This window comes from Micromonospora sp. NPDC049580, from assembly GCF_040675595.1.
Taxonomy (GTDB): Bacteria; Actinomycetota; Actinomycetes; order Mycobacteriales; family Micromonosporaceae; genus Micromonospora.
Genome location: NZ_JBFAPG010000152.1, coordinates 1 through 12,219 on the forward strand (window position 1 = coordinate 1; position 12,219 = coordinate 12,219).

Below are 12,219 nucleotides of genomic sequence, written 5' to 3' on the forward strand. Positions count from 1 at the left end.
CCCGCTTCCACGCGGGCCGTCACGGGGCGATCATCCCCACCACAGGATGTGCGCCAGACCGTAGGTCTTAACCGGTTAAGACGACCGTAGGCCGGTCGCTGGCATCCGTCAAGCATCGGCCGTCCGAACCGGACGAGAGGGTTGACGGCCGCTGACCTGGGTATCTCGGGACGAACCGTCGGCGAGAAGGAGATACCCGGATGGTGAGCGTCGGCTACACCCTGATGTGCGAGCAGGCCGGTCCGAAGCAGCTGGTGGACCACGCGGTGCGGGCCGAGGCGGCCGGCTTCGACCAACTGGTGATCTCTGATCACTACTATCCCTGGCTCGACGCCCAGGGCCACTCCCCGTACGCCTGGTCGGTGCTCGGCGCGGTCGCGCACGCCACCTCCCGCGCGGAGCTGATGTCCTTCGTGACCTGCCCGATCCGCCGCTACCACCCGGCCGTGGTCGCGCAGAAGGCCAGCACCATCGGGGCGCTCTCGGACGGGCGGTTCACCCTCGGCCTAGGCGCCGGGGAGAACCTCAACGAGCATGTCGTCGGCGGCTGGCCGCACGTGCAGCAGCGCCACGAGATGTTCGAGGAGGCGCTGCAGATCATCCGGCCGCTGCTCAACGGTGAGACGTTGACCTTCTCCGGCAACCACTTCGACGTGCCCGACGCCTACGTCTGGGACCGCCCCGAGCGGCCGGTGCCGATGGCCATCGCCGCCTCCGGCCGGCAGTCCGCCACCCTGGCGGCCGAGTACGGCAACGGCCTCGTCTCCACCGAGCCCGACCGGCACATCATCGAGATGTACGACGACGCCGGTGGCGTCGGCCAGCCCCGCTACGGGCAGGTGGCCATCTGCTACGGCCCGGACGAGGCCGAGTGCCGCAAGACCGTGCACGACCAGTTCCGCTGGTTCGGAATGGGTTGGAAGGTCAACGCCGACCTGCCCGACCCGGATGCCTTCGCCGCCGCCACCCAGTTCGTGCGCGAGGAGGACGTCGCCGAGGGCATCTCCTGCGGCCCGGACGTGGACGCGCACGTCGAGGCGTTCCGCAAGTTCGTCGACGCCGGCTTCACGCACGTGGCGATCATCCAGGTCGGCGGCGAGAGCCAGCCGATGTTCCTGGACTGGGCACAGGAGCAGCTGCTGCCCCGGCTGCGCCAACTGTGAGGCTGACGCCCGCCGGCCGCTTCGGGCCGGCCGAGCTGCGGCTCGCCATCGCCGCGCCTCGGCCGGCCGCCGGCTTGACAAGCGAGTGGCGGCTCGTCGACGGGCTGCGTACCCACACCCGGCGTGGCCCGGACCCCGGCACCGGCAACCCGCCCGTGGTCCTGGTGCACGGCCTGGCGGTCTCGCACCGCTACCTCACCCCGCTGGCCGTCGCGCTCGCCCAAACCCATCCGGTGTACGTGCCGGACCTGCCCGGCTTCGGCCTGACCGCGCACCCCCACGGCGCGTACGACGTGCGCCGGCACGCCGCACACCTGGCCGCCTGGCTGGCGGCGTACCGGTTGCCGCCGGTCTGCCTGCTCGGGCATTCGTTCGGCGCCGAGGTGGCCGCCGCGCTCGCGGCGACCCACCCGGAGGCGGTACGCGCGCTGGTGCTGGCCGGGCCGACCGCCGACCCGGCCGGCCGGTCCCGCCGGGCCCAGTTCGGCCGGTGGCTGGTGGACACCCTGCACGAGTCGCCGTTGCAGGCGCCGATCCTGCTCCGGGACGTCTGGAACGCGCGACCCTGGCGGGTCCTGGCGACGTTGTCGCACTCGGTCCGCAACACGATCGAGGCGGACCTGGTCCGGATCACGGCGCCGACGCTTGTCGTCACCGGCGCGCGGGATCCCGTCGCGCCGGCCGCCTGGCGGACCCAGGTGGCCCGGCTGGTCCCGGACGCCGATCTGGTGGTCGTTCCCCGGGCCGCACACAACGTGGCCACCACGGCTCCGACGGCGGTCGCCGACGCGATCCGCCACCTGCTCACCCCGCAGCCCGCACTCACGGACAGGTGAAACCCATGCGTTTCGGTAACACAGAGATCCGCCCGCTCGGTGGTGGCCTGGGCTGCCTCCTGATGATCCTCTTCTCGATCCTGGCCTCGGTGGTGCTGACCGTGCTGCTCAACCTCGTGCTCTGAGGCGTCGTCAGCGGCGCAGACCCAGTGCGCTCAGCACTTCCAGGGACGCCATCCGGGCCGGGTCGAGCACCGCGCGGCGGGTCCACCGGGCCGCCGGCGTGATGGTCGCCCGCCAGACCGCTCGCAGGCTGCGCGCCGCCGGCACGACCGTCACCGACCAGACCCAGCGGATGCCCGACAGCAGCGGACGTACGGTGTGCCGCCACAGCCAGCGCAGCCCCAGCCCGACCGGGCGCAGCAGCAGTCGGTAGACCCACCGCAGCAGCCAGCCGGCGGTCTGCCACGCTCCCACCAGCGCGGCCACGACCAGCCGGCCGAACCCCGCGACGAGCCACCAGACTCCCCGCGCCAGGCCGACCACGACCCACCAGAATCCCCGCGCCAGCGCGACGAGCGCGGTGCCCAACGCCCCGGCGAGCACGGCGACGCCGCGCCACAGCAGCCGTCCGGCGGGGGCGAGCGTCGCGCCCAGCCAGCGCAGCGGCCGCACGATGAGGTGCTCGGCGAGCCAGACCAGCACGCGTCCCAGGGCCACCAGAGGCGGGCGCAGCCCATGGTGGGCCAGCCACACCAGCGGCGACCAGAGCACCGTGCGGACCGTCCAAGCGAGGGCGTACCCCAGCCACACCAGTGGCAACCACACGAGGGTGCGGGCCACCCACGCGACACCCCGCCCCAACCACACCAGTGGCAACCACACGAGAGTGCGGGCCACCCACGCGACACCCCGGGCCAGCCACACCAGGGGCACCCAGACGAGATTGCGGGCCGCCCAGCGCAGGGGACGCCACAGTAGACGGTCGGCGCACCACAGCAGCGGACGCCAGAGCAGCCGGTCCAGGGCCCAGACCAACGGGGCCACCAGCCAGTCGCGCAGGAACCGTCCCACCGGGGTGAGCAGGTACCGGCGCAGCAGCCGGCCGGCAGCCGCGATCAGCTCCCAGAGCAGGCGTACCGGCAGCACGAAGACCAGCGCGACACCGCGCGCGACGGCCGCGACCAGCGGGAGCGCGACGGCGGCCGGCTCCGCCGTGCGGACAGCCGACGGGGCTCGGGCCGCGAGCATCACCGGGGGCGCGGCCGGGTTGTCGGCGGGCGGCGCGGGGAGCGGTGGTTGGTCGGTCACGGTGGGCACGGTAGCCCGGCGACGCCATCGGCCAGGGCCCCGCGCGGTCACAGGTCGATGGTGGCCAGCAGTGGATAGTGGTCGGAGGCCGTGTCCGCTGTTGCACCACGGATCACCTGGCAGCCATGCACCCGCTCGGCCACCGCGCGGCTGCCGAAGAGGTAGTCCAGCCGCATGCCGGCGAACTCGGCCCCGCCGAAGCGGGTGGGCACGGTGAGACCGTCGGCCTCCGGCGCTCGGACGTTGGACGACGGCCACAGGTCGACGAGGTTGGCGGCGAGCAGGCGGCCGATCGCGCGGGTGTCCACGGCGCCACCGCCCCGGCGCACATGCCGTTGCCGGTAGATGGCGCTAAGGCCGGCCAGGCGAGCGGTGTGGTCGACCGTCGGGTCGAGCGAGTTGAGGTCGCCGGCGAGCAACGTCAGCGGCCCCGGGGCGTGGCGCAGCGCCGCCACCAGCCAGTCGACCTCCATCCGTCGGCGTCCGCCGGAGTACGGGTAGAGGTGGGTGCCGAGCACGGTGAGCGGGCCGGCCGAGGTGGACACCACGACGCGGGCGGCGGCGTGGTGGAACGGCCGGCGCAGCGCCCCCGCGGCGAGAACCCGGTACGGCGGCCGGACCAGCACCGCCACCGGCTGCCCGAAGCAGGACCGGGCCAGGTGGGGCGTCATCCCCACCCGGCCCGCCACCGTGGCCATCAACCCGTCCCGGTCGAAGCCGCGCAGCTCCTGCAGGGCCAACACGTCCGGCCTCTGCTGGTCGATGACCTGAACCACCTGATCCAGCCGGTCGGAGCCACCGCGGTCCCGGCCGCCGGTGCGGATGTTCCAGGTCATCACCCGCACGGCAGCGCTCAGTCGGCTCGGCCGGCGCGCGCCAGCTCGTCGTCGAGGGTGTCCACGTCGTCGGACTCGATGGCCGGCTGGTTGCCCTCCGTCAGGTCGGCGTTCGGGCGGATCACGAGGTAGAGCAGCGCGATCCAGAGCGCGGAGAGCAGGATCGCGCCCATGAAGTCGGTCGGGTGGTGCATCCCCCGGTACATCCGCGAGGTCGCCACCCCGGCCGGCATGATCACGGCCAACGCCACGAAGACCCACCGCCACCAGCGGTCGGTACGCGGGAACACGATGAGGGTGATCGCCAGCCAGACGCAGATCGTCGCCGCGATGTGCCCGGACGGGAAGGAGGAGGTGGGCATCTGCCCGTCCAGGTTCTCCACCGGGGGCCGTGGCCGGTCGACCGCACGCGCCGAGGCGAGGAAGAGGGTCAGCTCACCGACCATCGCCAGCGCCACGAACAGCACCGGCCGCCACCGCCGCCACACCGCGAGCACCAGCGGGCAGAACACCAGCGAGATGAGCAGGATCGCGTGGGTGTCACCGAACTTGCTCCACCACCAGCTCACCTCGGTCAGCATGTCGGTGTGCCGGGCGGCGAACCAGCGGGGAACCTCGGTGTCGAGGGTGTCGAAGAAGGTGCCCTTGGCGTGATAGCTGACGTACGTGCCGAAGCCGTACAGCGCGCCGAACACCAGCACCCAGCCGACCAGCAGCTCGGCCACCGCCGAGCGGGGGTGCGCCAGCACGTGCTCCTCGGCCGGGGCGGGGGCGATCTCGTGCCCGGCCTCCGGCTCCAGCCCCTCGCTCAGCGGCGGCACCGGCCGGCCGCGCTCGCGCCGCCACAGCCGGAAGGCGTACGCGGTCACGCCCAGCCACGTGGCGCCGAGCAGCCAGCCGGCCAGCACGTCGGAGACGAAGTGCACGCCCAGCGCGATCCGGGTCAGCCCGATCAGCGCCACCAGCACACCGACGCCGACGATCGCGGGCTTGCGCCAGCGCGGTGCCATCGCCGGCAGGAACACCAGCAGCAGCGCCCCGTACGCGACGAACGAGCCCAGCGCGTGCCCGCTCGGGAAGCTGTTGCCGGGTGCGCTGGCGACCGGGATGTCCACCACCGGGCGGAGCCGGCCGACGAGGGTCTTGAGCGACGGGTCGAGGATCAGCCCACCGACCCCGGTGATGATCAGGTAGACGGCCAGCCGGGGCTGCCGTCGGATCAGCAGCCCGACCACCGCGATGGTGACCAGCCAGATGAGGATCGGCCGGCCGCCCAGGTCGGTCACCGCCTGAAGCACGGTGACCAGCGGGTGGTGCGGGGCGACGAGCGAGTTGAACCACTCGGCGACCGCGTGGTCGGCGTCCTGCAACGGGCTCCACCGCACCCGCACGAGCAACAACAACAGCCCGAAAGCCACGCCGGCACCGGTGACGGCCACCAGGCCGGCGATGCTCCGTTCGGCGAAGTGACCGATCGGACGTCGAGCCACCTCTTTGACCGCGGTCACCCCGCACCTCCCTTGTTGTACCTGGCGAGGCGCTGTACCCGATCCGGGTCAGGCGTACACCCGGGCGCCGCTCAGAGCGCCGTCATGTCCCCGGTGTCGAGCAGCTCGGCGCGGTCGGTCTCGGGCTCCCACAGGTCGGGCTGCGCCGGCTCCTCCACGCCGATGCGCAGCGCCTCCAGCTGGGCGGCGAAGGCCAGCCCACCGAAGAGCGCCATGCCGGTCAGGTTGGCCCAGAGCAGCAGCGCCATCATGCCGGTCAGCGCGCCGTAGGTCTGGCCGAAGCCGTCGCTGAACCGCACGTACGCGGCGAGCAGCAGGCTGGCCAGCCACCACAGGGCCGTGGCGATGCCCGCGCCGAAGAAGAGCCAGGACAGGCCGGGTTGGTTGCGGCGTGGCGCGTGCCGGAACAGCACGGCCACGGCGAGCACGGTCAGCCCGAGGCTCAGCGGGAAGCGGACCACGTCCCAGACGCCGGTGGCGACCTCGCCCCACTCGTAGTGCTTGCGTACCGAGTCGCCCATCGCCCCGCCGCCGACGAGGATCAGGAAGCCGGCCAGCGCGGGCAGGCCGGCGGTGACGGCCAGGACGGCCGCCCGCAGGTATTTCGGCAGGGCCGGGCGATCCCGTTCGACCCCGTAGATGCGGTTGGCGCCCCGCTCGATCTGGGCCATCGTGGTGGTCAGCGCGACCAGCCCGGTGAGCAGACCGAGGGTGAGCGCCAGCTCACCGGCGTCCTCGACGCGTTCGCCCTCGCCGAGCAGCTCGCCGACCACCTGCGCGCTCTGGCCCGGGGTGAGCGCCAGCACGGTGTCGGCGACCACCTGGCCGCCCTCCTCGACACCCAGCTTGCTGATCAGACCGGTGAGGGCGATCAGGAACGGCACCACGGCGAGGCAGAGCTGCAACGCGAAGGCGCGGGAGTGGCTGAACCCGTCGCCGTAGCGGAACCGGATGAACGCGTCGCGCAGCAGGTGCCAGCCGCCCTTGCGGCGCAGTGTGTGCCAGGCGTCGTCGGCCGACAGCTCCTCGTTGGCCATCAGCCGGGTCTCCGGCACGATCCGGGTGCTACTCACGGCGCGCTTCCTCGATCAGCTGCTCGCCCCGCTCCCCGGCGCCCTGCGCGTCGACGGCCAGGTCGGGGGCGTCCTCGGGTTGCGGGACGCAGAGCCAGAGCGCCTGCGGTCGGATCTCGGCGTGCAGCCGCCGACCGGGGGCGATGAGGTCGCCGTCGAGCTCCCGCGGCTGCGCCCGGTCGCTGCTGACCACCACCGTCCGGCCGCGGAAGACCTCCATCTGCGGCACCTGGCCGCTGCGGCGGATCACCGCCCAGCCGAGGGCCAGCCAGTGCCGCAGGTTGCGCGGGGTGAGCACGGCGACGTCGAGCCAGCCGTCGTCCGGCTCGGCCTCGGTGAGCAGGCGGACCCCGCCCTGGAGCCGGCCGACGTTGGCGATCAGCACCGAGCGGGCCCGGCGGCGCACCGGCGGGCGGTCGTCGATGCGGATCTGCACCCGCATCGGCCGGTCCCGCAGGTGCCGGGCAGCGCCCATGACGTACGCCGGCCAGCCGATGCGGGCCTTGGTGGTCTCGTTGGTGGCGGCGAGCATCTGGGCGTCGAAGCCCATGCCGGCCATGACGGTGAAGTACTGGTCCTCCACCGCGCCGACGTCGAGCAGCCGCCGGCCGCGTTCGACGGCGACCTGGAGCCCAGCCGCGAGGTCGGTGGAGAGGCCGAGGTTGGCGGCGAGCAGGTTGCCGGTGCCCTGCGGCAGCACGGCGAGGGCCACGTCGGTGCCGACGAGCCCGCTGACGCAGGACATCACTGTGCCGTCGCCGCCGCAGGCGAAGACCAGGTCGACGCCGGCCTTGACGGCCTGCTCGGTCTGGCCGCGGCCGGGATCGTCGACGGTGGTCTCGAACCACTGCGGCTCGGGCCAGCCGGCGGCGCCCAGGGCGTCGTTCACGGTGCGGCGCAGCTCGTCGAGATCGTCGACCTTGGCCGGGTTCACCACCACGGCGGAGCGCAGCCCGCCGTCGCCACCCGAGGGGCGCCTGTCCTGTCCAGCATCCACGGCGCAAGTGTGCAGCACCGGGCCGCCTTCAGCGACCCGATGACCGGCCGGCGTCGGAAGTGCCACAGACAGGTTTCAACGCGTACGCGTGCGTCACGCCGCCGTCCGCAGCGCGGTCTCCACCTGTCGGCGCAGATCGTCGAGGTCGACGCCCGCTTCGGTGAGCACCAGCGCGCCCAGCCCCTGGCCCTCGCGCAGCACCCCGAGCAGGATGTGCTCGGTGCCGATGTGCTTGTGGCGCAGCCGCAGCGCCTCGCGCAGCGACAGCTCCAGCGCCTTCTTCGACCGGGGCGAGAACGGCCCGCCGAGGTAGCGTCGACGCCGCCAGCGGCGGCGCGGCGCCGGGACGGCCTCGCGCAGCGCGTCGGGGCCGAAGGACTGCTCGATGCGGGCCACGATGGCGGCCAGGTCGATGCCGATCTCGCGCAGCGCCGCCGCGTCCGCGTCGCCGAGGCCAGCGCCTCCGCCGCTGGTGTGCCGCCGGACCCGCTCGCGCAGGTCGTCGGCGCGCACCCCGGCGTCGGTGAGCACCCGGCTGGCCAGGCCGGCCTCGTCGGCGAGCAGGGCGAGCAGCAGGTGCTCGGTGCCGACCGGCCGCTGACCCTCGGCCCGCGCCTCCTCCAGCGCCTGCCGCACCACGCCGCGCGCCCGCTCGGTGAACCGTTCGAACATCACGCCTCCCAGGATGAGTTGACCGCCGGTCGCCCAGCGTGTTTCTTGTGCACCGCCTGCCGGCTGACCTCGAGCGCGTCGGCGATCTCCTGCCAGGACCAGCCCTGTCGACGGGCGTTGTCCACCTGGACCACCTCGAGTCGCTCGAGCAGCCGGCGCAGCGCGCGGACGGCGCGCAGCCCGACCCGGGGGTCGGTGCTGCCGGCTGCCGCCGCGAGTTCCGTCGCCTGACTCATGCCGTCAACATACGTTGACACCACCACCGCTGTCAACCTTTGTTGACGTCCGGTCGCGTCGCCCCCCCCGATGCGCGGGCCACCGCAGGCCCGTCGGCGCGGCCCGAACCGGCCCGCCGCCGCGTCCACCCGACTACCCTCAGTCAGGAGACAGCGCGGTCGTGCCGGGCGCGACGCCCGGGAGGTGATATCGGATGGCGGTATCCGCCGACGCGGAGGTGCTGGTCGGCCTCGGCTCGGACGGTGACCTTCCGGTCGTGGAGCAGGCCGCGCAGGAGGCCGCCGGGCACGGCCGACCGCTGCACGTCGTGCACACCTTCGACTGGCACGCGGCCTTCGAGGCGGCGACCGTCGCCGCGCCGCGGAACGAGGCCGAGGACCTGATCACCCGGGCCGCCCAGCTCGCCCACCAGGTCGAACCCGGTCTGACCGTACGCGCCGAGATCGTCGAGAGCGGCCTGCTTCCCACCCTCATCCGCCGGTCCGAGACGGCCTTCCTGCTGGCGGTCGGCGACAGCGGAATGGCCGGCAGCGGCCAGTGCGTCCCGGCCGAGACGTCCGCCGTGCAGTTGGCCGCGCGAGCCAACTGCCCGCTGCTGGTGGTCCGCCGCGAACCGCCGCCGCAGGGCCCGGTCCTGGTCGGGGTGGACGGCTCGCCCAGCTCACACCTCGCCCTGCGGTGGGCCGTGGACTGCGCACGCAGGCGCGACGCCCGCCTCGTGGCGCTGCGGGTGGCGGAGAGCAACGAGGACACCCACGCGGTCGCCGAGCAGCTCAGCGAGGCCCTGGCCCGCCACACCGACCGCCACAGCGGGGTGCCCACCGAGTGCCGGGTCGCCCGCGGCGACCCCGGGCAGGTGCTCGTCGACACGTCCCGGTCGGCCCAGCTGGCGGTGGTCGCCGCCCGGGGCGACGAACCGGGACGAGCCATGCTCGGCGCGGTCGCCCAGTCCCTGCTCTACCACTCCCCCGCCCCGGTGGTCGTCGTACGCGGCCTGGCCGAGATGCCGCTCACCGAGCCCGACGCCCGCCCGACCCGGGACCAACGGCCCTGACCGGCCGCGTCGGCGGCGGCGAGGCTGGACGCCGGACACCCGCCCCCTACCCGCGAGAGGCAGCACCATGGACATCGCTCTCGACGTGCAGCGCGCACTCACCGACGAGGAGCTGCGCCGGCTGGACGCCTACTGGCGTGCCGCGAACTACCTCACCGTCGGGCAGATCTACCTGCTGGGCAACCCCCTGCTGCGCGAGCCGCTGACCCCCGACGACATCAAGCCACGGCTGCTCGGACACTGGGGCACCAGCCCCGGACTCAACCTGATCTACGCGCACCTCAACCGGGTGATCGTCGCCCGCGACCTGAACGCGATGCTGGTCACCGGCCCCGGCCACGGCGGCCCGGCCATCGTGGCCAACACCTGGCTGGAGGGCACCTGGTCGGAGCGCTACCACGACGTGGCGCGCGACGAGGCCGGGATGGCCCGGCTGTTCCGGCAGTTCTCCTTCCCCGGCGGCATTCCCAGCCACGTCGCGGCGGACGTGCCGGGCTCGATCCACGAGGGCGGCGAGCTCGGGTACGCCCTGAGCCACGCCTACGGCGCCGCGTTCGACCACCCGGACCTCGTGGTGGCCTGTGTGGTCGGCGACGGTGAGGCGGAGACCGGGCCGCTGGCCGGCAGCTGGCTCTCCAGCGTCTTTTTGAATCCGGCCCGCGACGGCGCGGTGCTGCCCATCCTGCACCTCAACGGCTACAAGATCGCCAACCCGGCCGTGCTGTCCCGGATCCCCGAGTCCGATCTGCTCGACATCATGCGGGGTTCGGGCTACCAGCCGTACGTGGTGTCCGGCGACGACCCGGCCGTGATGCACCGCACGCTCGCCGCGACGATGGACCGGGCGCTGGACGAGATCGCCGAGATCCAGCGGCGGGCCCGTTCCGGCGGTGTCGTCGAACGCCCCCGCTGGCCGATGATCGTGCTGCGGACGCCGAAGGGCTGGACGGGCCCGCGCGAGGTCGACGGCACCCAGGTGGAGGGCACGTACCGTGCACACCAGGTGCCACTGTCGGGCGTCCGCGACAACCCCGCCCACCTGGCCGAACTGGAGCACTGGCTGCGCAGCTACCGGCCGGAGGAGCTGTTCGACGCCACCGGCGCTCCGGTCGACGAGCTGCGCACGCTGCCGCCACGCGGTGACCGACGGATGAGCGCCAACCCGGTCACCAACGGCGGAGTGGTCCTGCGCGACCTGACCCTGCCCAACTTCCGCGACTACGGTCTGGACGTCCGGGAGCCGGGCCAGCCGATGGCCGGCGCGACCGGGGTGCTCGGCCCGTGGATCCGCGACGTGATCACCGCCAACCCGCAGACGTTCCGACTGTTCGGCCCGGACGAGGTCGCGTCCAACCGGTTGGGCGCCGCCTTCGAGGTGACCGACCGGGCCTGGATCGCCGGCACGGTCCCCGGCGACGACCACCTCTCCCCCGACGGCCGGGTCATGGAGGTGCTCTCCGAGCACCTGTGCCAGGGCTGGCTGGAGGGTTACCTGCTGACCGGCCGGCACGGCGTGTTCACCAGCTACGAGGCGTTCATCCACATCGTCGACTCGATGGTCAACCAGCACGCCAAGTGGCTGAAGGTGACCCGGGCGATCCCCTGGCGGCAGCCCCTCGCCTCGCTCAACTACCTGCTGTCCAGTCACGTTTGGCGGCAGGACCACAACGGTTTCTCGCACCAGGACCCCGGCTTCATCGACCACGTGGTCAACAAGAAGGCCGAGGTGGTGCGGGTCTACCTGCCGCCGGACGCCAACACGCTGCTCGCCACGATGGACCACTGCCTGCGCAGCCGGCACTACATCAACGTGGTGGTGGCCGGCAAGCAGGCCGCGCCGAACTGGTTGACGATGACGGAGGCGATCCAGCACACCCGGCGTGGCCTGGGCATCTGGGAGTGGGCCAGCAACGACGGCGGCAGCGAGCCGGACGTCATCCTGGCCTGCTGCGGTGACGTGCCCACCCTGGAGACGCTGGCCGCCACCGAGCTGCTGCGCGAGCACCTGCCGGAGCTGAAGGTGCGGCTGGTCAACGTGGTCGACCTGATGCGCCTGCAGCCGGACACCGAACACCCGCACGGCCTGCCCGACAAGGAGTTCGACACCATCTTCACCGCGGACCGGCCCGTCATCTTCGCCTACCACGGCTACCCGTGGCTGATCCACCGGCTGACCTACCGCCGCTCCAACCATGGCAACCTGCACGTGCGCGGCTACAAGGAGGAGGGCACCACCACCACCCCGTTCGACATGGTGATGCTCAACGACCTGGACCGCTTCCACCTGGTCATCGACGTCATCGACCGGGTGCCCGGCCTCGGCGCCCGCGCCGCGCACCTGCGCCAGGACATGGTCGACGCCCGGCAGGCCGCCCGCGACTACACCCGCGAACACGGCGAGGACGACCCCCGGGTCGCCGAGTGGCGCTGGGTCCGCGAGACCAACCCGACCAACCCCTGAGGAGGACGACGTGCGGGACGCGGAGATCCTGGTCGGCTACGACGGCTCCACCGACGCGTCGGTGGCCCTGGACTGGGCGCTGGCCGAGGCCGAGCGCAGCGGCCAGCCGGTGCGGCTGGCGTACGTCTTCG

The 12,219-nt window shown here is 73.0% G+C and carries 12 protein-coding genes; 5 read left to right on the forward strand and 7 right to left on the reverse strand.

What is annotated here, in order from left to right; translation table 11 throughout:
- The first annotated feature begins 200 nt into the window (after positions 1-200).
- Complete coding sequence (locus tag AB0J68_RS15035) at positions 201-1,163, forward strand: TIGR03557 family F420-dependent LLM class oxidoreductase (RefSeq protein ID WP_354855417.1); 963 nt, start codon at positions 201-203, stop codon at positions 1,161-1,163.
- A complete protein-coding gene (locus AB0J68_RS15040; protein ID WP_354855418.1) occupies positions 1,160-1,999 on the forward strand; it encodes an alpha/beta hydrolase in 840 nt (279 codons plus the stop codon). Before AB0J68_RS15035 ends, AB0J68_RS15040 begins: the two co-directional genes overlap by 4 nt.
- Positions 2,000-2,131: 132 nt before the next feature.
- Here the strand turns inward: AB0J68_RS15040 and AB0J68_RS15045 are convergent, their stop codons facing one another.
- The 7 genes from AB0J68_RS15045 to AB0J68_RS15075 all read right to left on the reverse strand — a co-directional run bounded on the left by AB0J68_RS15045 (position 2,132) and on the right by AB0J68_RS15075 (position 8,572).
- Entirely contained in the window at positions 2,132-3,250 is a 1,119-nt protein-coding gene (locus AB0J68_RS15045; RefSeq protein ID WP_363938927.1) for a hypothetical protein, read from the reverse strand.
- A 47-nt stretch (positions 3,251-3,297) separates the two neighbouring features.
- A complete protein-coding gene (locus AB0J68_RS15050; protein WP_363938929.1) occupies positions 3,298-4,086 on the reverse strand; it encodes an endonuclease/exonuclease/phosphatase family protein in 789 nt (262 codons plus the stop codon).
- 17 nt (positions 4,087-4,103) lie between these two features.
- The gene (locus AB0J68_RS15055) at positions 4,104-5,594 is read right to left on the reverse strand and encodes a phosphatase PAP2 family protein (RefSeq protein ID WP_354855421.1); all 1,491 of its coding nucleotides are present in this window, start codon (positions 5,592-5,594) and stop codon (positions 4,104-4,106) included.
- 71 nt (positions 5,595-5,665) lie between these two features.
- Positions 5,666-6,667, reverse strand: coding sequence for a YihY/virulence factor BrkB family protein (locus tag AB0J68_RS15060; RefSeq protein WP_355063842.1), 1,002 nt, complete (start codon positions 6,665-6,667; stop codon positions 5,666-5,668).
- Positions 6,660-7,664 (reverse strand): diacylglycerol kinase family protein, encoded by a 1,005-nt coding sequence (locus AB0J68_RS15065; protein WP_363938931.1) that lies wholly within the window; start codon positions 7,662-7,664, stop codon positions 6,660-6,662. The genes AB0J68_RS15060 and AB0J68_RS15065 overlap by 8 nt, the downstream gene beginning before the upstream one ends.
- A gap of 93 nt (positions 7,665-7,757) precedes the next feature.
- Positions 7,758-8,336 carry a Clp protease N-terminal domain-containing protein gene (locus AB0J68_RS15070; RefSeq protein ID WP_354855457.1) on the reverse strand — a complete coding sequence of 193 codons (579 nt, stop codon included), beginning with the start codon at positions 8,334-8,336 and terminating at the stop codon, positions 7,758-7,760.
- Positions 8,336-8,572 carry an HTH domain-containing protein gene (locus AB0J68_RS15075; RefSeq protein ID WP_007457155.1) on the reverse strand — a complete coding sequence of 79 codons (237 nt, stop codon included), beginning with the start codon at positions 8,570-8,572 and terminating at the stop codon, positions 8,336-8,338. Before AB0J68_RS15075 ends, AB0J68_RS15070 begins: the two co-directional genes overlap by 1 nt.
- 194 nt (positions 8,573-8,766) lie before the next feature.
- On the opposite strand from AB0J68_RS15075, the gene AB0J68_RS15080 reads away from it, so the two are divergent.
- The 3 genes from AB0J68_RS15080 to AB0J68_RS15090 all read left to right on the forward strand — a co-directional run.
- Positions 8,767-9,627 carry a universal stress protein gene (locus AB0J68_RS15080; protein ID WP_363938933.1) on the forward strand — a complete coding sequence of 287 codons (861 nt, stop codon included), beginning with the start codon at positions 8,767-8,769 and terminating at the stop codon, positions 9,625-9,627.
- A gap of 67 nt (positions 9,628-9,694) precedes the next feature.
- Positions 9,695-12,088 carry a phosphoketolase family protein gene (locus AB0J68_RS15085; RefSeq protein WP_363938935.1) on the forward strand — a complete coding sequence of 798 codons (2,394 nt, stop codon included), beginning with the start codon at positions 9,695-9,697 and terminating at the stop codon, positions 12,086-12,088.
- 10 nt (positions 12,089-12,098) lie between these two features.
- On the forward strand, positions 12,099-12,219 hold a 121-nt coding region (locus AB0J68_RS15090), incomplete at its 3' end, for a universal stress protein (RefSeq protein ID WP_363938937.1).